Origin of the sequence: uncultured Tateyamaria sp., assembly GCF_947494755.1 — a bacterium.
Classification (GTDB): Bacteria; Pseudomonadota; Alphaproteobacteria; order Rhodobacterales; family Rhodobacteraceae; genus Tateyamaria.
Genome location: NZ_CANLVZ010000002.1, coordinates 271,654 through 293,346 on the forward strand (window position 1 = coordinate 271,654; position 21,693 = coordinate 293,346).

Below are 21,693 nucleotides of genomic sequence, written 5' to 3' on the forward strand. Positions count from 1 at the left end.
GGCGCAGGTGTCCTGCGCCCCGGCAGGCTCAGTCGCGCGCGGCATCCAAGAAGATGCGCAAATCCGTCAGCACAGGCTGAATCTCGGACAGACGACTGGTGTCGAATCCTCGTGCCAGTTCGGCGAAATCAGGCCCCAGATCGACGATCACACGGGCAAACAGCGCCCTGCCCGCCTCCGTCAACCAAACGCGTTTTGAGCGGCCATCCTCTGGGTTCGGGCGCATCTCGATTAACCCCAGACCATCCAGCCCCTTCAGGGTGTGGGTCATCGAGGTCTTGGGCACTTGAAAGGCGCGGGCCATATCAATCGGGGTCTGACCGTCCCCGCGGTGGCTCAGATGGCTCAGCACCGAAAAATGCGGCGCGATCAGACCACCCGGCAACCGCGCCTCGAGAATGGCGCGGCTGAGCTGCTCGATGATCCCGATTTCCTTGAACACCTCAAAGATCACGCCAACATCATGGCCGCCTTGCCCGTCATCCATACGCCGTTTCCATCGCGACTACCCTTCCAAGATCTTACGCTCCAGCGGCCAGCGCGGGCTTTGACCCACCTCGGGGCCATAGCCAATGCGGGCAAACATCTGCACGGTGCCACCGTCCGGCGCGAACCGGGCATGCAGGTCTTTATATATGTCCGACATTTCCGGGTACTCCTGCAAGCCCTGGCTGAGCGGCTGCATCCCCAGACCCGCACGCGTAGTCGCAAGGTTCAGCCGCAACCAGTCGCGCCCGGCATTGATCTGATCGGTGCGGGTGTTGGCCGGCGTGACCTGCCAGATGTGGCCCATCGCGGTGTCGGCATTCTCGAACACCGCCTTCAACCCGCCGCGATAGGCCATAGACGACTGATCAAGGGCCGCTTCCCGCGAAAAAGCCCCGGTCAGGGCCATCGCCTCGAAGGCGGGGCCGGAAAAGTCGATGCCGTCTGGATTGGCCTCGACCTCGCGGCTGCCAATGCGGAACAGATCCACGCTTTCCTTATAGGTATGCGGGGTTTCGATTTCGATGCGCAGGGCCACGTGACTGATCTCGCGCAATGCGGCAATGTCGCCGGGGGCAACTGTGCCGTTGACTTGGGTCCGCTCGGCAGCGGCGATCACGTCCGCAAGGACGCCCGGATCAACAGGGCGCGCAGTGTCATAGGGTTCCTTGAGCGAGCGGCGCTGCATGACATGGGCAAAGAGATCATGCGCAGGTACCTCAACCCCTTGCACAAACCGCGCCACGGCCACCCGGCGCGTATCGAGCCCGCTCGGGTCCTCCCCGTCGGGGAACAGATCAAGCTCGACCCCATACCCCTGCTGAGCGGCCGCGAGCGTCATCAACTCCAGAAAACAACCCAAGCCCACAACGATTTGGCGGTTGAACGGGTCGGTGTGCGGCAACAGCCGGTCCGTATCGACATGCAGCGTGACTTCATCATCGCGGCGCAGGTCAACCAGCCATGGTTGGCGATTGTGTGGGTTGGGCGCGAGGATCGCATAGGACAGCGCGTTCATGCGGGGATCAGAATAGCCACCGGCGGCTGTCCACGGGGCCAGCGCGCTGTTCGGTGTTCGGGTGACGGCCAGCGCAGCCGCGCCGCCCGCGGCCACGATGAACCCACCACCCATAAGGGCGAGTGTCTTGCGACGTGAAAGGGTCATGGGTCTCTCCTTAGGTTAATGCGATATCGCACCACTATAGTCCGATATCGCCCCAAATAAAGTCCTACATTGCACTAAATAGAGGGTCGTAAGTTTCATATTGCTAAGAAATCGCAGTATTGGTAAGTAAATATGACCAATCCAGAGGGTTATCATGACCGCCATCACCAACATCGAAGATCTCAAGCGCATCTATGAACGCCGGGTGCCCCGCATGTTCTTCGACTACTGCGAATCGGGCAGTTGGACCGAGCAGACCTTCCGCGACAACTCCTCGGACTTCGATGACATCCGCCTGCGCCAGCGCGTCGCTGTGGACATGTCCGGGCGCAGCACCGCGTCCCAGATGATCGGACAGGATGTGGCGATGCCCGTTGCGCTGGCCCCGGTGGGCCTCACCGGCATGCAGCACGCGGATGGAGAGATGAAAGCCGCCCGCGCGGCCGAAAAGTTCGGGGTGCCGTTCACCCTGTCGACCATGTCGATCAACTCGATCGAGGATGTGGCGGGCTTTACCGATGCCCCTTTCTGGTTCCAGCTTTATACCATGCGCGATCAGGATTACGTGTCGCGCCTGATCCAGCGGGCCAAGGATGCGAACTGCTCGGCGCTTGTGATCACCCTTGATCTGCAAATCCTCGGTCAACGGCACAAGGACATCAAAAACGGGCTGTCGGCCCCGCCCAAACTGACGGCCAAGACCATCGCAAACCTCGCCACGAAGTGGGGTTGGGGGATCGAGATGCTGTCGGCCAAGCGCCGCGATTTCGGCAATATCGTGGGCCATGTCGAGGGCATCTCGGACACCTCCCAACTGGGCGCATGGACGGCAGAGCAGTTCGACCCGTCGCTCGACTGGAACAAGGTCGCCAAGCTTAAAGAGCAATGGGGCGGCAAAGTCATCCTCAAGGGCATTCTGGATGCCGAGGATGCCAAGATGGCCCTCAAGGTCGGGGCGGATGCGATTATCGTGTCGAACCATGGCGGGCGGCAGCTTGACGGGGCGCTGAGTTCGATCCGCGCTTTGCCTTCTATTCTGGATGCGGTCGGCGATCAGATCGAGGTGCATCTTGATAGCGGCATCCGGTCGGGTCAGGACGTCCTGAAGGCCCTCGCGATGGGGGCCAAGGGCACCTATATCGGCCGCGCTTTCATCTACGGCCTTGGCGCGATGGGTCAGCAAGGCGTGACCGAAGCGCTCAACATCATCCACCGCGAGTTGGACACGACCATGGCGCTGTGTGGCGAAACGAACGTCAACAACCTAGGGCGTCACAATTTGCTGGTGCCCGAGGGATTCGAGGGGCGCTGGCAGGATTAGCGATTTCGCTGCGTGTGCCACGCAGCGACCGTCTGGGGGGCGAGCCCCCCAGACCCCCCGCGGTATTTCGGGTCCAAAGAAATCAGGCGGGACGCACCGCCAACAGTCGCGCCCACCACGGCACGAGCACGGCGGCGACGACACACATGATGGCGGCAATGACGTAGAACGACGCGCGCAGGCCGAACCCTTCGGCCACATAGCCCATGACCACGGGCCCGAGGAAAAAGGCCGCGTAGCCCAAGGCCGCCGCCTGACTGATTGCGGCCAGCCGGTATTTGCGCGGCACGGCCTGCCCCACAAGACCCAACGCGAGTGGGCCGACCACCGACACGCCCAGTCCCCCGAGCAGGAAGCCCGCGTAAGCGACTGGCAGGCTCGGCGCGGCCCCGGCGAGTGCGAGGCCCACGCCTGCGATCAGCGATGCGATAACCATCACCCGGATCGGCGGCCAGCCGGCCCCAAACAGATGCGCGCCAAGGCGGCCAACGGCCATGCCGCCTGCCAAGAGCGCGGGGCCAAGTGCGCCTTGTGCAGGACCGCCCCCCAACGTGCGTTCGATATGGAGGGCGGACCAGCCTTCGGACGCGGCCTCTCCGAGAAAGGCGGACAGGACCACGAGGCCGCCGACCCACACTAGCGCACGGGGCATGCCTGCGACGGGCGCACCCGGTTCATCAACCGGGATGGGGCGGTCGGGCAAACGCATCCAGATCATCAGCACGCCAACAGCCACCGCCATGCCCGCAAAGATCGCGACCGGCCCGAAGCCTGCACCACGGGCCGCACCGACGGAAACCGCTGCCAACGCATAGGCCACCGAGAACAGGCCGTGGTTGAGGTTCATCAGGCTGCGGCCCGTGTCGGACTCCGCTTCGCTGACCTCGGCATTGGCGAGCACATCAGCGACGCCGGACCCGCCCGCTGCCAGAAACAACGCAAAACCGATCATCACCGGGCCTTGGGCAATCCCGCTGAGCAGGAAGCCGACGATCATGCCCACAACGCCTGCCATCAACGCCCATGTGCCCATCAGGCGAAACACCAGCGGTGCCAGCCACATGGCCATCAGCGCACCCGTGCTGCCCATCAAGATCAGCGTACCCCAAAGCCCGTCGCCGACTCCCACCTGTGCCTTGATCACAGGCATTTGCGCCGAAAAACTGGCCCAGCCAAAGCCGATGACGATAAAGCCTGCGAGGGCCCGGCGCGATGCGTGAAGATCGTGGAGAAGTTGCATGGGCCAAGCGGTCGCATGACATCCCCCGACCGTCCAGCACAAAGCGCGGTTTTTGCACTTTTCATGGGGGCCAAACCGGTCTATAGCGCGCACTTCACGCGGGGTGACAGCCTTGGAGGCACCCCGCCCTTACATTTGGAGAAATACTATGGCTGGAGAGATTCCTGATCTCGAAGCCCTGGAACGCACGGGGACAGGCAAGGGCGCCGCTCGTCAGGCCCGCCGCGACGGCATGGTTCCAGGGATTGTTTTTGGTGGCGACGCAGATCCGCTGCCCATCAATCTGCCCTTTAACAAGCTGCTGAAAATGCTGAAAGCCGGTCGGTTCAAATCGACCCTGTTCAACATGAAAGTCGAAGGCCACGATGACGTCCGCGTCATTTGCCGCGACGTGCAGCGCCATGTGGTCAAGGACCTGCCCACACATGTTGACTTCATGCGCCTCAAGCGCACCACCAAGATCAACCTGTTCATCGGTGTGGACGTGGCTGGCGAAGACGTGTCGCCCGGCCTGAAAAAAGGCGGCGTGCTGTCCTTGGTGCGCCCCGAGGTCGAACTGATAGTGACCGCAGCCGACATCCCCGAGAGCATCACCATTGATGTGTCCGAAGCGGAAATCGGCGACAGCATCACGATCTCGTCCGTGAACCTGCCCGCCGGGTCCAAGCCAACCATCGACCGCGACTTTGTGATTGCGACGATCTCTGCCCCATCGGGCCTGCGCTCGGCTGACGATGCCGAAGCGGAAGAGACCGAAGCGGACGAAGTGCCAGCAACCGAGCAAACTGACGACGCATAAAGCGCACCGACAGACCTGCAAGACATCAAGGCCGCCCTATCCGGGGCGGCCTTTTTCGTACCCGCAGCACAGGATTGGGTCGTCCCGGTGCGGACGCTATGCAACTTATGCCTGCCAAATCGCTGCCGCGCCCTATGTGATGGAGGCGCAACAACAGGACACCGCCCCATGCCAAAGAAAGCCCCCCCAAAGCGCACCAAAGGCAGTCGCACCTTCGGCGTTGTCGGGCTTGGCAATTTCGGTGGCACCGTCGCCAAGGAGTTGCAGCGGTTCGGCAATCACGTGATGGGGGTCGATATTTCGGATGCGAAGGTCACAGCCCATGCCGATGATCTGTCCCAGGCGATGATCGTGGATGCGCGCGATGACGTGGCCCTACGCGAAGCGGGCTTGGGCGAATGTGACGTGGGCATGGTCGCCATGGGGGACGATCTTGAGGCGAGCATTCTGGCCTCCATCAACCTGAAACTCATTGGAGTGCCCATTGTCTGGGCCAAAGCCACCAGCAAGACGCACCATCGCATCCTGTCCAAGATCGGCGTCGACCGGGTGATCCACCCGGAGGTCGAGGTGGGTCAGCACATCGCCCAGGTCCTGCATAATCCACTGGTGCGCGACTATGTGAGCCTTGGGAACGGCTATCACGTGGTCAACTTCCGCATTCCCGAAAGCCTTGAGGGCAAAAACCTTGGTGAATTGCCCCATGCCGACGATTTCAACCTGCGCTGCATCGGTGTGATGCGCGGCACGGACTTTGTCGGGCAGGACGGGGTGACCTGCGAATTGCAACGCGACGACCTGCTGTTGCTGTTGGGCCAGCGCAAGGACCTGCGCAACTTCACGGCCAGCCTGTGAGCCTGCGCGCGCGCCTGACACCCCTGCTCGGCGGGCTGAGCCTGCCGCCACCTGCCCTGTTGGTGATGTTTTACATGGTGGTGATCGTACTGGGCGCCATTCTGTTATGGCTGCCAATTTCGCACACCGGTGACATCGGGCTGAACGAGGCCATTTTTACCTCAACCTCCGCCGTTACCGTCACTGGGCTCATTTTGGCCGATACCGGATCGGCCTTTACCGGCTTTGGGCAGGGCGTCATTGCAGTGCTGATCCAGCTTGGCGGCCTGGGCCTTATGACATTTGCCGTGCTGCTCCTCAGCGCCCTTGGCATCCCGGTGGGCATGCCGCAGCGGTTGATCCTGCGCGAAGATCTAAACCAGACCTCCATTTCCAACCTCACCTATCTCGCCCGGATCATCCTCGTGATTGCGCTGATCTGCGAAGCGGTGGGGGCGCTGATCCTCGCCTTTGTCTTCGTGCCCGAATTTGGCTGGAACGGGGTGTGGCAGGCGATCTTTCATTCGATCTCGGCGTTCAACAATGCAGGCTTTGCGCTGCATTCCGACAGCCTGTCCGCCTGGGTCGGCAATCCGATTGTGAACTTGGTCATCCCGCTGTTATTCATCCTCGGCGGTCTCGGGTTCATCGTTGTGGGCGACATGTACCAGAAACGGAGCTGGCGGCGACTGACGCTGCATTCCAAGCTGATGCTGGCAGGCACCGTGTTTCTGATCCTGTGGGGCACCATCATGTTCGGGCTGCTCGAATGGAACAACCCCGACACGCTCGGCGGGCTCAGCACGAGCGAGAAGCTGTGGGCGAGCTGGTTTCAGGGCGTCACACCGCGCACTGCCGGGTTCAACACGATCAACACCGGCGGGATGGATGACAGCACGACAATGCTGACCATGACGCTGATGCTGGTGGGCGGTGGCAGCACGTCGACCGCAGGCGGGATCAAGGTGACCACGCTGTGCGTGCTGATCCTGGCCACGATTGCATTCTTTGGCCGTCAAACCACACTCAACGCCTTCGGGCGCTCACTCGGGATCGAAGAGGTGATGAAGGTCATGGCGCTGACCACGGTTTCGACGTTGCTGGTGATGACGGGCATCTTCGTGATCTCGATCAGCTTTACCGGCACCTTTCTGGACCTCGCCTTTGAGGTCACTTCCGCCTTTGGCACGGTTGGCCTGTCACGCGGCGCAACGGGTCTGCTGGATGGGTTTGGACAGGCCGTCATCATCGTCACGATGTTTCTGGGTCGGGTCGGGCCGCTCGCCATCGGGTTCCTTCTGGCCACGCGCAGTGTACCACGCGTCAAGTACCCGGCAGGTCAGATTTATCTCGGCTAAGCGCGCGGTCCTTGTTGTGCCCCATCCGCCGCTTTATGCTGCACGGCAGCAAAGTGGCGGAGCATCTTATGAAACTCATTGTCGGTCTCGGAAATCCGGGCGCGAAATACGCACACAATCGGCACAATATCGGGTTCATGGCGCTGGACCGGATCGCTGCGGACCACGGCTTTCCCGCGTGGAAATCCAAGCATCAGGGCGTCGTGTCCGAAGGGCGCTTTGGATCGGACCGCGCGGTGTTGCTGAAACCCGAGACCTATATGAACAAATCCGGCGACAGTGTGGGCGCGGCCATGCGGTTTCATAAACTGGAGCCTGCGGACGTGGTCGTTCTGCATGACGAGATCGACCTCGCCCCGGCCAAGGTCAAATGGAAGGTCGGCGGCGGTCATGCGGGTCACAACGGGTTGCGCTCGATCCATGCTCATATCGGCCCCGATTATGCACGTGTGCGCCTTGGTGTGGGGCATCCGGGGCACAAGGATGCGGTGCCCGGCTATGTGCTGCGCGACTTTCCCAAGGCCGATGCGGACTGGCTCGATGACGTGATGCGCGGCTGTTCTGATGGCGCGCCTTATCTGGCCGTCGGCGACGGTGCAAAGTTCATGAATGCAGTCGGGCTGCGGGTTACGCCACCCCGCTCGGGCACGGGACAGAAGGGCGCGACCAAGCCTCCCGCCCCGACACCGGAGCCTGTGCAGAAACCTGACGACCGCTCGGCCCTGCAAAAGCTGATGGATCGGTTCACATGAGCCTGACCGAGGCCTTTCGCGATCAGGCTGACACATGCAAAAGGATGGGGTCGCCCTTGATGGGGCGGGTCCTGTCGATCCTTGCAAAGCATTGGGACGCAACGAGCCCGCTTGGCCAGGCGATGGCCGCCTATTCCGGCGACATCGGCCCGGCGGGTCACTCCCTGCCGTTGCGCATCACCGGAGGGCTGCATGCACTGGTGTTGCAAGGGATGGATGACGGGTTAATTGCGGCCTACCCGCCCAATGCGGCGGATAATGCAACGCTTGAAGCGGCGGTTCTATCAGCCTTGAAAACGCATCAGGATTTCCTGCTGGATTGGACCCGACTGCCCCCCCAAACCAATGAGGTACGACGCAGCGCGGCCCTGATCGCGATGGCGCGCGTGGCGTGTGCACATTTCAATCGGCCTATTGTCCTGTCCGAATTGGGTGCCAGCGGCGGGCTGAACCTGATGTGGGATCATTTCGGGGTGGCGACCTCGCAGGGGGCTTTCGGGGCCGATGACCTCGTGTTGACTCTGACACCGGAATGGGAGGGTGCGCTGCCCCCCGCGACGTCCCCTGTGGTTGTGGACAGGTTAGGTGTGGACCTTAATCCCTTGACTCCAGGCCACTCTGACGACCTGCTAAGGCTCAGCGCCTATCTCTGGGCGGATCAGCCCCACCGTCTTGAATTGACGCGTGCGGCGGCGTCGGTCCTGACCGCGCATGTCGAAAAAGGCGACGCGATCCAGTGGTTGACGGCGCGGCTTGAGGCCGTGCCTGAAGGGCACATGCACATGATCCAGCACACGGTCGCATGGCAGTATTTCCCAACCGAAGCACAGGCACGCGGCACCGCCATGATCGAGGCCGCAGGCGCGCGCGCGACGCCCGAAACGCCGCTGGCGTGGATGCAAATGGAAACGGATGGCGACCGAACAGGCGCTGTGGGTGCGGCGCTGACCTTGCGGCTGTGGCCCGGCGATCTGACGCTCAATCTGGGGCGCGCGGATTTCCATGGCCGTTGGATCAGGTGGGCGGGCTGACCCAAGGGATGGATTGCACCCACACGCGCTCTGTGGATTAGTTCGCCGCAGCGGAGGATGAAATATGCGAAACGTCGGGAAATGGATGCTGTGGATCGGTGCGGCGTTGATAGTCGCGGCCCTTGTGGTCGGATTCTGGAAGCGCGAGGAAGTCACGCGCCTGCTCGCCGTCAATTCGCTATTCGACGCCGATCGCATTGTGTCCAATTTCTCCAACATGCAGAGCGCATTCCTCCACCAGATTATCCCCAAGGGCGACAGGCCCGTCAGCCCCCTGCCTGTCGGATCGCCACTGGATATGCCCGCGAGCTATCCCGGTTGGGTTACTGACCGAACCGTTACCTCCGCTCTCGTGCTGCGAAACGGTGCTATCGTTCACGAAGCCTACTACCAGGGCACCGAGGCGGACGATCTGCGCATCAGCTGGTCGGTCGCCAAAAGCTATTTGTCCGCCTTGTTCGGCATTCTGGTCGATGAGGGCGCGATTACCTCGCTGGATGCGCCTGTGACGGATTACGCGCCGACGTTGACGGGTGGTGCCTATGACGGGGCCACCATCCGCAACGTCTTGCAGATGTCGAGCGGGGTAACCTTTGACGAGGATTACCTTGATAAAAACAGCGATATCAACCGGATGGGCCGGGTTCTTGCGCTCGGCGGCAAGATGGACGACTTCGCCGCCGGGCTCACCGAGACGTACATCTCACCCGGTGAGGAATGGAAATACACCTCGATCGACACGCATGTGCTTGGCATGGTGATCCGGGGCGCAACGGGGCGCAGCGTGCCCGATCTGATGGGCGAGAAGTTGATCGAACCGCTCGGGCTCGAACACTCGCCGCTCTACCTGACGGACGGGGTCGGCGTGGCCTTCGTGCTTGGGGGCCTCAACATCACGACGCGCGACTACGCCCGGTTCGGCCAGATGATCCTGCAAGACGGCGCGTGGCAGGGCGAGCGGATCGTGCCCGCAGACTGGATCGCGACCTCGACCCGCCCAAGCGCACCGACGGCCCCGGGCGAGATCGGCTATGGCTATCAGTGGTGGATCCCCCTGGGCTCCGCGCCGGGTCAGTTCATGGGCCGTGGCATCTATGGGCAGTATATCTATATTGATCAGCAGGCGGGCGTTGTCATCGTTACCACCGGCGCGGATCGCAAGTTCCGCGAGCCCGGCGTGAGCGAGGCCAATATCGAGATGTTCCGCGAGATCGTCGCAGCCGCAAAGGGGTAAAGCGCATGGAGCCTGAGGACAGCGTCAACGTGCTTGGCACCGAATTGACCGTCTGCGGCATGGACCCGGTCACGGGCTTCTTTCGCGACGGGCACTGCAACACCTGCGCCGCCGATCAAGGCAGCCACACGGTCTGCGCGATCATGACGGCGGAGTTTCTGGCGTTCTCGAAATATGTGGGCAATGACCTCAGCACACCGCGCCCCGAGTTCCGGTTTCAGGGCCTGAACCCCGGCGATCACTGGTGTCTGTGCGCGGCGCGATTCCTGCAGGCCCATGACGAAGGATGTGCGCCCAAAGTGTCGCTCGAGGCGACGCACAAACGCGCGCTTGATATCGTCAGCCTTGAGGTGTTGCGCCAATACGCTGGCTAGGCGTTACTCGACATTGCGCCCTTCGGGGCCGGACATATCGAACCCAAGCGCGCGTGCGACAGTAAAGATATCCTTGTCACCCCGCCCGCACATGTTCATGCAGATGATGTGATCCGACGGCAGATCAGGCGCGATCTTCATCACGTGGGCCAGCGCGTGGGAGGGTTCGAGCGCGGGAATGATCCCTTCGAGCGTACAGCAGAGCTGAAACGCCTCAAGCGCCTCTTTATCGGTGATCGAGACGTACTCGGCGCGCCCAATATCGTGCAGCCACGCGTGTTCGGGGCCGATGCCGGGATAATCGAGGCCCGCCGAAATCGAGAACCCTTCGAGGATTTGCCCATCCTCGTCCTGCAACAAGTAGGTGCGATTGCCGTGCAGCACACCGGGGCGTCCGCCGGTCAGCGAGGCGCAGTGCTCCATCTTCGCATTCACGCCCTTGCCGCCAGCTTCGACCCCGATGATCCCGACATCCTTGTCGTCTAGGAAAGGAAAAAACAGCCCCATCGCGTTCGACCCACCGCCAATGGCGGCGATCAGCGTGTCGGGCAGCCGCCCTTCGGCCTCTTCCATCTGGCCACGGACTTCCTTGCCGATGATGCTTTGGAAATCGCGCACCATGGCCGGATAGGGGTGCGGCCCTGCGACAGTCCCAATGCAATAGAACGTGTCGCGCACATTTGTGACCCAATCGCGCAGCGCGTCATTCATCGCGTCCTTGAGCGTGCCGCGCCCGGAGGTGACGGGCACAACCTCGGCCCCGAGCAGTTTCATGCGGAACACGTTGGGCGCTTGGCGCTCGACATCATGCGCGCCCATATAGACGACGCATTTCAAACCAAATTTCGCACAAACCGTGGCCGTCGCCACCCCGTGCTGGCCCGCGCCGGTCTCGGCAATGATCCGGGTTTTGCCCATACGTCGCGCAAGGATGATCTGCCCCAGCACGTTGTTGATCTTGTGCGCGCCGGTGTGGTTCAACTCGTCGCGCTTCATGTAGATCTTGGCACCGCCCAGATGTTCGGTCAGCCGTTCGGCGTGATAAAGGGGGCTGGGGCGCCCCACATAGTGCTTCCATAGGAAATCCATCTCGGCCCAGAAGCTGTCATCGGTCTTGGCCTTCTCATACTCTTCCTCAAGCGAAAGGATCAGCGGCATCAGCGTCTCGGACACGAACCGGCCACCAAAATCGCCAAAGCGGCCGTTTTCATCCGGGCCTGTCATGAAAGAGTTGAAAAGGTCGTTTGCCATCTTGGCCTCCGCGGTCAGGTCAGATCGCGTTTATACCCGATGTGAGAGGGGGTAAAGCCGAGCCGCTGATAGAAACGCGCCGTGTCCGTGCGGCTCGCGTTCATGGTCAGTTGCAACAGAGTGCATCCCGCAGCGCGGGCGCGGTCTTCGGCATCTGCGATCATGGCCGCCCCCAGCCCCTGCCCGCGCAAATCCGAGCGCACGCGCACCCCTTCGATCTGGGCCCGCGTGGTGGCCCGCAGCGTCAGGCCGGGAATTAGCGTGAGTTGATAGGTCGCAATCACCGCGCCCTCGCGTTCGCCCACAATCAGCGTGTTGTCGGGGTCGACTTGGATCGCGTCAAAGGCGGCAAGGTAACGCTCCATCTTTGCCCCCTCGCGCGCGGCACCAAGCGTGTCATCCTGATAAAGCGCAAGGATCTTGGGCACGTCGACCCTTGTTGCAACGCGAAAGCGAATGCTCATGTGGCGGCGATAAAGGCGCGGATCAGGTCACTGTCCTTGACGCCGGGCGCGCTTTCAACACCAGAGGAGATGTCGAGTTGGTTGGCACCTGTGAGCCGCACCGCTTCGGCAGCGTTTTCGGCTGTCAGTCCACCGGCCAACATCCATGGCACAGGCCAGCGGCGGCCCGCGATCAGGGTCCAGTCAAAGGCCAACCCGTTCCCGCCGGGCAGGTCAGCGCCTTTTGGCGGTTTGGCATCCACAAGGATCTGATCCGCTACGCGGGCATAGGCGTCGAGCTTGGGCAGGTCAGAGGCGTCCGCCACGCCCACCGCTTTCATCACCGGCAAGCCATAGCGCGCCTTGACATCGGCCACACGCTCGAGCGTTTCGGAGCCGTGAAGCTGCAGCATGTCGAGGGGGACCGTTTCGGTCAGCGCGTCCAGAAACGCATCATCGGCATTGACCACAAGCGCGACCTTGGCCACGCCCACGGGCACGTCAAGCGCAAGAGCCCGGGCATCCTCAAGCGACACATTGCGCGGGGATTTTTCGAAAAAGACAAAGCCGACATATTTCGCACCTGCCTGCGCAGCCGCAGTCACGTGTTCAGGACGGCTGAGGCCGCAAATCTTGACCGATACGGAGGGCACTTGGATCAGCTGGCTTCGTCGAGCAGAGCAAGAACGTCGTCCTGCCCTTCGTGCTTTTCAGCCTTGAGGCGTTTAACCTCACGCTCAAGACGGCGCACTTCGCGGGCATTGCGGGCGTTTTCGGCGCGTAACGTGTATTCGCGCATCCATTCCCAAATGAACCCGACCAGCAGGCCCGTCAGGATACCGCCAAAGATCACCACGAACAGGGGCAGTTCCATGGTGGGTGTAACGGCAAAGAGGCCTGCGATCTCGTTGGGTAGCAGCTTGAGCGTCACCGGGCCGCGATTGGCCAAGGCAACAGCAATAAGGGCCACCGCAAATACAGCGATGCAGACGTAGCGAATGTAGCGCATCAGGCTTTCCCGTTCAGACGATCCCGCAACAGTTTGCCGGTCTTGAAGAATGGCACATGCTTTTCTTCTACGGAAACTGTTTCACCCGTCCTTGGGTTCCGTCCAACCCGCGCATCACGCTTTTTCACCGAGAACGCGCCAAAGCCGCGCAGCTCGACGCGGTCACCGCGTGCCATGGCATCGGTCACTTCGTCAAAGATGGTGTTCACAATCCGCTCCACATCCCGTTGATACAAATGTGGATTTTCGTCAGCGATCTTTTGGATCAGCTCGGAACGGATCATGGCAATACCCCCATAGGACGCCCCGCGTGGGCAGGTCTAAATTCTCGTATCTGTAGAGCGGACTATAGGAAGAATAATGCGCCTCGTGAATAGGAAGCCGTTGGTCTAAGCGGGTTTTTACCCCCTCAATGCCGTGCAGATTGCGATGAAAGCCACCTTTTCAGCGTCAAAGGCCCGTCAGGCGGCAACGGCCAAGACCGCGCCCGGCGCATCACGGTGGCGTGATTCGGGGCGCTGGATGGCCTGCACACAGATGCAAAAAGGGGCCCGCATCGGGGCCCCTTTCCTAAATCAGTTATGTGATGACTGACCCTTAGTCTTCGGTTTTCAGAGCCGCACCAAGGATGTCGCCAAGCGATGCACCGGAGTCCGAGGAGCCATACTGTTCCACGGCTTCTTTTTCTTCGGCGATCTCGCGCGCTTTGATTGACACACCCAGACGACGGGTCTTGCCGTCGATATTGGTGATGCGCACGTCAACCTTGTCACCAACCGAGAAACGCTCGGGGCGCTGTTCGGCGCGGTCACGGCTGAGGTCCGAGCGGCGGATGAAGGATTTCATGCCCTCATATTCCACTTCGATCCCACCATCCTCGATGGCTGTCACTTCGACCGTCACGATCGAGCCGCGCTTCACGCCGCCCACCGCTTCGGCGAACTTGTCACCACCGATGGCTTTGATCGAGAGCGAGATACGCTCTTTCTCGACGTCCACTTCGGACACAACCGCCTGCACCATGTCGCCCTTGCGGTAGTCCTGAATGGCCTCTTCGCCGCGCTGGTCCCAGCTGAGGTCGGAGAGGTGAACCATGCCGTCGATGTCGCCCTCAAGCCCAACAAACAGACCGAATTCGGTGATGTTCTTGACTTCGCCTTCGACTTCGGTGCCCTCGGGGTGCGTTTCTGCAAACACTTCCCATGGGTTGCGCATGGTCTGTTTCAGGCCCAAGGACACGCGGCGCTTGGCACCATCGATTTCCAAAACCATGACTTCGACTTCCTGGCTGGTCGATACGATCTTGCCGGGATGCACGTTCTTCTTGGTCCAAGACATTTCGGAGACGTGGACGAGGCCCTCGACACCGGGCTCAAGCTCAACAAAGGCACCGTAATCGGTGATGTTGGTCACGCGGCCTGTGTGGCTGGATTCCAGCGGGTACTTGGCGGCCACCAGATCCCATGGATCTTCCTGCAGCTGCTTCATGCCCAAGGAGATCCGGTGCGTTTCTTTGTTGATCTTGATGACCTGCACCTTGATCGTCTCGCCAATCGTCAGGATTTCCGACGGGTGGTTCACACGGCGCCATGCCATGTCGGTGACGTGCAGCAGACCGTCCACACCGCCGAGGTCCACAAAGGCCCCGTATTCGGTGATGTTCTTGACCACACCATCGACCGTCTGGCCTTCGGTCAGGTTGCCGATGACTTCGGCGCGCTGTTCGGCGCGGGATTCTTCGAGGATCGCACGACGCGACACCACGATGTTGCCCCGGCGGCGGTCCATCTTGAGGATCTGGAAGGGCTGTTTCAGACCCATCAGCGGGCCTGCGTCACGCACGGGGCGCACATCAACCTGCGAGCCGGGCAGGAACGCCACGGCACCGCCCAGATCGACGGTAAAGCCGCCTTTGACACGGCCAAAGATCGCGCCTTCGACGCGGGCTTCGCCGGCATAGGCGGTTTCGAGACGATCCCAGGCTTCTTCTCGGCGTGCCATCTCGCGCGAGATAACCGCCTCGCCCTTGGCGTTTTCAGCCGAGCGCAGGAAGACTTCCACTTCATCGCCGACGGCGATTTCAGGGGCTTCACCGGGATTTGCGAATTCTTTAAGTTCGACACGGCCTTCCATCTTGTAGCCGACGTCGATGATGGCCTGACCCGCTTCGATCGCGAGCACTTTGCCTTTGACAACAGACCCCTCTTCGGGCGTGTCCATTTCGAAGCTTTCTTGCAGGAGGGCTTCGAATTCCTCCATCATTTTATCAGCCATGTGGCGTCGTTTTCCTAACTATATCTGTTTTTATCGGGCCGTGCGGTTGTCTCCGCCGGTCTTAGTTGATGCCCATTGGGGCGAGGGTGTCGGTCGGGTCCAAACAAAACAAAGAGGGCCGGATGAAGTCCGACCCTGCCTGTATCATTGTCAGTTCTGGTGTTTACACCTTGGCGACGTGCGGGCGTATAGCGGGTTGCGCGTGGCAGGGCAAGGGTTTGGGTGGTTCTATGCGTAAGTCGGCAGATTAAGGGGCTCCGCCCCCGGCCTTGCGGCCTCCCCCGCGGTTTATTTGCCGAAATGAAGAAGGATCAGACGTCTTTTTCGGTTCCCGCTTGCATCTTATAGACAGCGTCGAGTTTGGCTTCGTGGTCGGGGATGTAGTGGGGGGCGAGATATTTAGGGACCCGGTGGGATCTGCTTTCATACCGGTTTTCCTGCGGCGCTATCATACTTGCGTGCAAATGGCACATCTCAGTTAGCTCATTCTGTAAGAGTTGTTGAATTTCATTCATATCAAAGACTTGCTGCCACTCAGATGGTCGGGGAACGGCTCTTTCCAGAAGCTTGCTACATCTGGTTGGCGTCAAAGACACTCGCGGCAATTTGGAAGCGAATGCCTTCAGGGTCACCTTATTTTCGGTTGGCGATGCGCTTACAAATGCCATAGCCACCAGAAGCGGCAGGTCCAACGGCTCATTGCCGTAGCACCGACACGCCAATTCAGCTTTTAGCAGCACCGCCTTTATCTGGCGCATTGAAAGTCCACTTGTCGGAGCGATTTCACCAGCCAGATTTGCCGCTCTCTCGACCGAGAATTCCTGATGATCACCAAACGGAATCGCCAGCGGCAACTCAAGCGCCAACTGCTCAACCGCCGCACTCAACTGCTCATCACTCACCGGCAACCCCAGTCGAATATCCACAAACTTATCGAGGTATTTCTCCCCTTCCCTGAACCCGCCAAATCGGTGTGCGGCGAGGTTTTCCAGATAGTCCGCATTCACAAACAGCACGAAAATGAAGCCGGGATGATCGAACACCAGCTTCATCGCCTCAAGCAGCGCGATGGCGTAGTCAGGATGGCAGCGGTCCAACTCATCGATGAAGATGATCACGCGGTCACTGTCGCACCCGTCGGTCAAAGCCGCGTGCAGCGCATTGAGTTGATCGGGCAATTCCTTTTCACGCACCTGCTCGGCAGCGAGTTGTGTCCCGATCAAAGCCGCCGCCTGTTTGGACATGCCGTCACCCAAATCGTTGACGGCAGACTGGAGCGCGTCAAATCCCTCAATCTGACCATTCAATCCTTCTTCGGCCATCTCGATCAACTCTTCCGCCCCGCTTTTCAGAACGGCGCGCGCGGTTGAACGAAGCGCGGTCGCGCCCACTCGCTTCGCCGCCTTGAAAACTGTCGCGGCCTGCGCTTCTTGCGATTTGGGCAAACCTCCAACCAACGCGCCCAGAAACGTCACCACGGGATCGCCCGAATGATCCGAGCGTTGCGCGTCGATCTCGAACACCAACTCGCCCTGCCCGCGCAGCAAGTCCGCCCATTGCTTGCGAAAATGTGTCCTGCCGCGCCCGAACCCCGCCTCGATCGAAATGGTGCGGCTGTCGTCAAGCGAGGTGATCAGGTTCGTGTAGGTCTGGGCGAGTTCATCAAACCCGAGCAGGTCAGCGCTATCAGTCATGGGCGGCCTTGGTTATTTGGCCGACTTAACCATGGGTTGAGGATGGGTGCGAGGGGTTAAATCTCTTCGCCCAGTTCTTGGAGTTCTTTCAACAACTCCTGATAGATCCCGTTGCTGTCGCCGCCCCCGAACACGGTCGCGCCACCTGAATAGGTTTGCCCGTAGGTGCGTGCCACATTGATCGTCTGGATGAAGGCCGACAGAAGTTGGTCTTTTTCCAGCGATGACAGCGGGTGGATGAACACACCCCACAGCCGCCCTTGCGCCACTGCGTAGCGCGCGTCGAGCGCGCTGTCGAAATTGGCCTGCATGAGCCGCATCAGCTCGTCCGCCGCCAGCCCCTCGGCCGAGCGGATCGGCACCATGGCCCGCATTCGATTGGCGCGCGGGTCAGCGATCACAATGACCGGAATGTCGTCGAGGGTGAACTGGATCGCATTGCCCGCCGCGGATGCCTCGGGATCGATGGCCTGAATGATCTCGGCCATGCGTGCCATGGTCATGGGCGGTTCCAGCACGACCTCGGGCTCGGGGGGCGGTGCCTCGGGCGTTTCGGTTTGGGACAGGCCGTGGCTGCCCGCCCCGATCAGCGCGGCGATCAGCAGGACACGGACAGAAAAGAGGCGGGGCATGGCAGAACCTTTCATCGGGATGATGAAAAGCTATGCCAGCCCCGCCTCAATTTCCAAGCACCGTTTGGTGATCAGTGCGTAAGGCGCAGGTGTCCTGCGCCCGTCAAAGGCCGGATTTGAGCACGTCGCCCAAGTCGGTGCGTTCCCAGCTGAACCCACCATCTGGGTCAGGCGCGCGGCCAAAGTGGCCATAGGCCGCCGTGCGCTCATAGATCGGCTTGTTCATCGACAAATGCTCGCGGATGCCACGTGGCGTAAGGTCCATCGCCTTGGCGACTGCCTTTTCGATCTCTGCATCGGGGGCCTGCCCTGTGCCAAACGTGTCGCAGTAGATTGACAGGGGCTTGGACACCCCAATCGCATAGCTGAGCTGGATCGTGCAGCGTTCCGCCAACCCCGCCGCCACGACGTTCTTGGCCAGATAGCGCGCCGCATATGCGGCTGAGCGGTCGACCTTGGTCGGGTCTTTGCCCGAGAACGCGCCGCCACCATGCGGAGCTGCCCCGCCATAGGTGTCCACGATAATCTTGCGCCCCGTCAGGCCCGCATCGCCATCCGGGCCGCCAATCACGAACTTGCCCGTGGGGTTCACGTGCCACTCGGTGTCGGCGCTCAGCCAGCCATCGGGCAGGACGTCGGTGATATAGGGCTCAACAATGGCGCGAATATCGGCGCTGGTGAGGTCTTCGTCCAAGTGCTGTGTGGACAAGACAAGGGAACTCACACCCACAGGCTTGCCATCCTCATAACGCACCGAAAGCTGGGATTTCGCGTCCGGCCCAAGCACCGGTTCGGTGCCGTCCTTGCGCACTTCGGCCAGTCGGCGCAGCATGGCGTGGGCGTAATGGATCGGGGCGGGCATCAACTCGGGCGTTTCATTGGTGGCATAGCCAAACATGATGCCTTGATCGCCTGCGCCTTCTTCCTTGTCCGCACGCGCATCCACGCCCTGAGCAATATGTGCGGATTGTTCGTGCAGCAGGTTGGTAACTTCGCAGGTGTTCCAGTGGAACTTGTCCTGCTCATAGCCGATATCTTTGATACAGGCGCGCGCGATCTCGTCGATCTTGCCCATATAGGTGTGCAGCTTGTCCTGATCGCTCAGACCCACCTCGCCCCCGATCACCACACGGTTGGTGGTGGCGAAGGTTTCACAGGCGACTCTCGCCTCGGGTTCCAGCGACAGAAATGCGTCGAGAACGGCATCCGAAATTCGGTCACAGACCTTGTCCGGGTGACCTTCGGAAACGGATTCCGAGGTGAAAGTGTAATTTTTGCGGGACATATATGCTCCATTAATGTGACCCCGTCGCGTCAGGAAGCCGTTGCGACGAGCGTGGACCCGGTTACGCGGAAGGTGGGATGCCGTCAATGCGCTGCGTGCGCCGAGTTCGGGCGCGATGCAACACAGCCACGATCAGGCCTGCAAGCACCAGCACGACCCAAGGCAGATCGCCCGTCCGCGCATAAAGCGTCGGCGCGCGCGGGCCGGGCAATGGCGCATCGATAAAGCCCGCCGTGTTCAAGGGCAGTGCCTTGGTGATCCGCCCGCGTGTGTCGATCATTGCAGAGATGCCGGTATTGGCGGCGCGCATCATCGGCAGCCCCTGCTCAATGGCGCGCATCCGGGCTTGCGCCAAATGCTGTTGTGGACCGGATCGCGCCCCAAACCACGCATCATTCGTGAGCTGCATCAAAAACGCAGGCCGACTTGGCGCGCTGCCCACATCATGCGCAAAGACCGCCTCGTAACAGATCAAGGGCAGTCCGGCCCCGAGCGCCCCGAAATCCAGCAACCCTGGTCCCGATCCCGCGATATACCCCGCGTCCGAACGTTCGGCCAACGCACGGATGCCGATATTGCGGAACAGCCACTTGAAGGGCATGTACTCTCCGAACGGCACGAGGTGATGCTTGTCATAGGTCTGGGCGACCTGCCCTACCGCGTCCAGCACCACAAGACTGTTGTAATAGCCCCCATCCTCGTCGCGCCGTTGGATCCCCAGCACCACAGGAGCACCGCGCGCCGCTTGGGCTGCGGCCTCGAGCACAGGGGTGGCGTTTTCCAAAAGGTAAGGCAGCGCGGTTTCGGGCCACACCACAAGATCCGGCACCTCCCCCGCTGCTGTGGCCTCGATCTGTCGGTTTACAAAGACGGGAATGCGCGCCGGGTCCCACTTTTCGGTTTGAGGCGCGTTGGGTTGGACCAGCCGAACGGTGTGGTCGGTGAGGGTATCAGGGGGTTGGATCACCGGAACCAGCACCGCAATCGTGGCCGCAATGGCCCCTGCCGCACTCAAAAACAGGCGTTGTGTCGACATGACAAGCCCCGCGGCCCCCAATAGCGCAGCGGTCATCCCGTGCGGCCCGGCCCATGCCAGGGCTTGCCCGATCTGCACATCAATCAGTGTTTGCGCCAGCATGGCCCAGGGAAAACCCGTGAACAGATAGGCGCGCAACATCTCGGCCCCGGTCCACGCCACCACCAACATCCAAGCGCGCCCGCCCGCCCATTTGGCAAAAGCCAGCGCGAGCGCCCAGAACGCGCCAAGCAAGAGCGCCAGCAACATCAGCGCAAAAGGGGCCATCCAACCGGTTGTGGCCGCATCGACCTGAAAGGGTTCTGTGATCCAGTTGAGCGTCAGCGCAAAATACGCCCAGCCCAAGGCCCACCCGAACATCAGCGCGCGCGGGCTCGACTGAGCCGCGCGCAGCAGTGCAAATCCGGCCAGCATCGGCAACAGGATGAACGGTGTCAGATCATTTGGAGCATGGGCGAGCGCCCCCACTGCCCCGCCGCACAGGGCGAGACAAAGCTGCGCCCACAACGGCCAGACCCCGAGCCGCGCAACGGGGGATGTCACGCAGCGGGCTCCGACCCGTTGAGACGGACGCGCAACCGTTTGATGCGCCGCGGGTCGGCATCGATCACTTCGAATTCCGCGCCGTCAGGGTGCGGCACGACCTCACCGCGTGCGGGCACGCGGCCCGCCAGCATGAAGACCAGACCGCCAAGGGTGTCGATCTCTTCTTCGTCCACATCATCATGGGTGGTCAGGGAGGTGCCCGTTTCGGACTCGAAATCATCCAGCGGCGTTTTGGCCAGCGCCAGATAGCAGCCGGGCTTTTCGCGGCTGAACAACACACCTTCGTTGACGTCATGTTCATCTTCGATCTCGCCGATGACCTGCTCGATCAGGTCTTCGATAGTGACCAGACCATCGACCCCCCCATATTCGTCGATCACGAGAGCCATGTGGCGCCGTTCGGTCTGCATCTTGGTCAGCAAGACCCCGATGGTCATCGATGGCGGTACAAAGAGCAGCGGACGCAATTGGGCGCGTAAATCGAAATCCCGCGCGTCGCCGTTGAACCCGTGATTGAGGGCGATGTCCTTGAGGTGCGCAAACCCAAGGGGGGTGTCCAGCGTGCCTTCAAAAACGGGCAGGCGCGTCATGCCGCTTTCCTTGAAGACCCCGACCAGTTCATCAAGGGTGATCGTGTCAGGCACTGCCGTGATATCGGCAGATGGCACGGCCACATCTTCGACCCGCATGCGGCGCAGGTTGATCATCCCGTGGCTTTGAGGTCGAGGGGGGGCGATTTCGGGCGAGGTTTCCGAGGTATCAGCCGGGCTGAGTGCGCCAATCACGCGTGCCAGAAATCCGCCCGATGCGGCAGTTTTGGTAGTGTCATTGTCTGACTGCGCGCGCTGCGCCGCGTCAGACGATCCGTCATTTTCGCCCATTGGCTCCTGTCCAATTGTGGCAGCCCCGAACATCAGGGAGTGCCTTGA

The 21,693-nt window shown here is 61.2% G+C and carries 22 protein-coding genes and 1 riboswitch; of the genes, 8 read left to right on the plus strand and 14 right to left on the minus strand.

Annotated elements, in window-relative coordinates:
- Nucleotides 1-28: 28 nt before the first annotated feature.
- Both Q0908_RS03990 and Q0908_RS03995 read right to left on the minus strand, forming a co-directional pair.
- A complete protein-coding gene (locus Q0908_RS03990; protein WP_299281143.1) occupies nucleotides 29-487 on the minus strand; it encodes a MarR family transcriptional regulator in 459 nt (152 codons plus the stop codon).
- Between the two features lie 18 nt (nucleotides 488-505).
- Complete coding sequence (locus Q0908_RS03995; RefSeq protein WP_299281145.1) at nucleotides 506-1,651, minus strand: twin-arginine translocation pathway signal protein; 1,146 nt, start codon at nucleotides 1,649-1,651, stop codon at nucleotides 506-508.
- A gap of 154 nt (nucleotides 1,652-1,805) precedes the next feature.
- Here Q0908_RS03995 and Q0908_RS04000 point away from each other — a divergent pair, with 154 nt between their 5' ends.
- On the plus strand, nucleotides 1,806-2,972 hold the full coding sequence (locus Q0908_RS04000; protein WP_299281147.1) for an alpha-hydroxy acid oxidase: 1,167 nt from the start codon (nucleotides 1,806-1,808) through the stop codon (nucleotides 2,970-2,972).
- 82 nt (nucleotides 2,973-3,054) lie between these two features.
- Here the strand turns inward: Q0908_RS04000 and Q0908_RS04005 are convergent, their stop codons facing one another.
- Nucleotides 3,055-4,212 carry an MFS transporter gene (locus Q0908_RS04005; RefSeq protein ID WP_299281148.1) on the minus strand — a complete coding sequence of 386 codons (1,158 nt, stop codon included), beginning with the start codon at nucleotides 4,210-4,212 and terminating at the stop codon, nucleotides 3,055-3,057.
- A gap of 148 nt (nucleotides 4,213-4,360) precedes the next feature.
- On the opposite strand from Q0908_RS04005, the gene Q0908_RS04010 reads away from it, so the two are divergent.
- The 7 genes from Q0908_RS04010 (at nucleotide 4,361) to Q0908_RS04040 (ending at nucleotide 10,594) form a co-directional block, all read left to right on the plus strand.
- Nucleotides 4,361-5,011, plus strand: a complete 651-nt coding sequence (locus tag Q0908_RS04010) for a 50S ribosomal protein L25/general stress protein Ctc (protein WP_299281149.1) — start codon at nucleotides 4,361-4,363, stop codon at nucleotides 5,009-5,011.
- A 168-nt stretch (nucleotides 5,012-5,179) separates the two neighbouring features.
- Nucleotides 5,180-5,866, plus strand: a complete 687-nt coding sequence (locus Q0908_RS04015) for a TrkA family potassium uptake protein (protein WP_299281151.1) — start codon at nucleotides 5,180-5,182, stop codon at nucleotides 5,864-5,866.
- 65 nt (nucleotides 5,867-5,931) lie between these two features.
- The gene (locus Q0908_RS04020) at nucleotides 5,932-7,203 is read left to right on the plus strand and encodes a potassium transporter TrkG (RefSeq protein ID WP_299281299.1); all 1,272 of its coding nucleotides are present in this window, start codon (nucleotides 5,932-5,934) and stop codon (nucleotides 7,201-7,203) included.
- Nucleotides 7,204-7,271: 68 nt separating this feature from the next.
- Nucleotides 7,272-7,955, plus strand: coding sequence for an aminoacyl-tRNA hydrolase (gene pth, locus Q0908_RS04025; RefSeq protein ID WP_299281153.1), 684 nt, complete (start codon nucleotides 7,272-7,274; stop codon nucleotides 7,953-7,955).
- Nucleotides 7,952-8,986, plus strand: a complete 1,035-nt coding sequence (locus Q0908_RS04030; RefSeq protein ID WP_299281154.1) for a DUF2332 family protein — start codon at nucleotides 7,952-7,954, stop codon at nucleotides 8,984-8,986. The genes pth and Q0908_RS04030 overlap by 4 nt, the downstream gene beginning before the upstream one ends.
- 64 nt (nucleotides 8,987-9,050) lie before the next feature.
- Nucleotides 9,051-10,220 carry a serine hydrolase gene (locus Q0908_RS04035; protein ID WP_299281156.1) on the plus strand — a complete coding sequence of 390 codons (1,170 nt, stop codon included), beginning with the start codon at nucleotides 9,051-9,053 and terminating at the stop codon, nucleotides 10,218-10,220.
- A 5-nt stretch (nucleotides 10,221-10,225) separates the two neighbouring features.
- The gene (locus tag Q0908_RS04040; protein ID WP_299281158.1) at nucleotides 10,226-10,594 is read left to right on the plus strand and encodes a DUF2237 domain-containing protein; all 369 of its coding nucleotides are present in this window, start codon (nucleotides 10,226-10,228) and stop codon (nucleotides 10,592-10,594) included.
- Between the two features lie 3 nt (nucleotides 10,595-10,597).
- On the opposite strand, the gene trpB is transcribed toward Q0908_RS04040, so the two are convergent.
- The 11 genes from trpB to Q0908_RS04095 all read right to left on the minus strand — a co-directional run bounded on the left by trpB (nucleotide 10,598) and on the right by Q0908_RS04095 (nucleotide 21,645).
- Nucleotides 10,598-11,845 carry a tryptophan synthase subunit beta gene (gene trpB, locus Q0908_RS04045; protein ID WP_299281160.1) on the minus strand — a complete coding sequence of 416 codons (1,248 nt, stop codon included), beginning with the start codon at nucleotides 11,843-11,845 and terminating at the stop codon, nucleotides 10,598-10,600.
- 14 nt (nucleotides 11,846-11,859) lie between these two features.
- Nucleotides 11,860-12,309, minus strand: a complete 450-nt coding sequence (locus tag Q0908_RS04050) for a GNAT family N-acetyltransferase (RefSeq protein ID WP_299281162.1) — start codon at nucleotides 12,307-12,309, stop codon at nucleotides 11,860-11,862.
- The gene (locus Q0908_RS04055; protein ID WP_299281164.1) at nucleotides 12,306-12,941 is read right to left on the minus strand and encodes a phosphoribosylanthranilate isomerase; all 636 of its coding nucleotides are present in this window, start codon (nucleotides 12,939-12,941) and stop codon (nucleotides 12,306-12,308) included. The genes Q0908_RS04050 and Q0908_RS04055 overlap by 4 nt, the downstream gene beginning before the upstream one ends.
- A 5-nt stretch (nucleotides 12,942-12,946) precedes the next feature.
- A complete protein-coding gene (locus Q0908_RS04060; protein ID WP_299281166.1) occupies nucleotides 12,947-13,297 on the minus strand; it encodes a LapA family protein in 351 nt (116 codons plus the stop codon).
- Nucleotides 13,297-13,581 carry an integration host factor subunit beta gene (ihfB, locus tag Q0908_RS04065; protein WP_299151020.1) on the minus strand — a complete coding sequence of 95 codons (285 nt, stop codon included), beginning with the start codon at nucleotides 13,579-13,581 and terminating at the stop codon, nucleotides 13,297-13,299. The genes Q0908_RS04060 and ihfB overlap by 1 nt, the downstream gene beginning before the upstream one ends.
- Nucleotides 13,582-13,894: 313 nt before the next feature.
- Nucleotides 13,895-15,571, minus strand: coding sequence for a 30S ribosomal protein S1 (gene rpsA, locus Q0908_RS04070; protein WP_299281169.1), 1,677 nt, complete (start codon nucleotides 15,569-15,571; stop codon nucleotides 13,895-13,897).
- 311 nt (nucleotides 15,572-15,882) lie between these two features.
- Entirely contained in the window at nucleotides 15,883-17,265 is a 1,383-nt protein-coding gene (locus tag Q0908_RS04075; RefSeq protein WP_299281171.1) for a P-loop NTPase fold protein, read from the minus strand.
- A gap of 56 nt (nucleotides 17,266-17,321) precedes the next feature.
- Nucleotides 17,322-17,897, minus strand: coding sequence for a hypothetical protein (locus Q0908_RS04080; protein WP_299281173.1), 576 nt, complete (start codon nucleotides 17,895-17,897; stop codon nucleotides 17,322-17,324).
- A 103-nt stretch (nucleotides 17,898-18,000) separates the two neighbouring features.
- Nucleotides 18,001-19,182: a methionine adenosyltransferase gene (gene metK / locus Q0908_RS04085; protein WP_299281174.1), complete on the minus strand. Its 1,182-nt coding sequence runs from the start codon at nucleotides 19,180-19,182 to the stop codon at nucleotides 18,001-18,003.
- A gap of 3 nt (nucleotides 19,183-19,185) precedes the next feature.
- Nucleotides 19,186-19,234, minus strand: a riboswitch (SAM-SAH riboswitch).
- A 9-nt stretch (nucleotides 19,235-19,243) separates the two neighbouring features.
- Nucleotides 19,244-20,761, minus strand: a complete 1,518-nt coding sequence (gene lnt, locus Q0908_RS04090) for an apolipoprotein N-acyltransferase (RefSeq protein WP_299281176.1) — start codon at nucleotides 20,759-20,761, stop codon at nucleotides 19,244-19,246.
- On the minus strand, nucleotides 20,758-21,645 hold the full coding sequence (locus Q0908_RS04095) for a hemolysin family protein (protein WP_299281301.1): 888 nt from the start codon (nucleotides 21,643-21,645) through the stop codon (nucleotides 20,758-20,760). Before Q0908_RS04095 ends, lnt begins: the two co-directional genes overlap by 4 nt.
- Nucleotides 21,646-21,693: the final 48 nt, after the last annotated feature.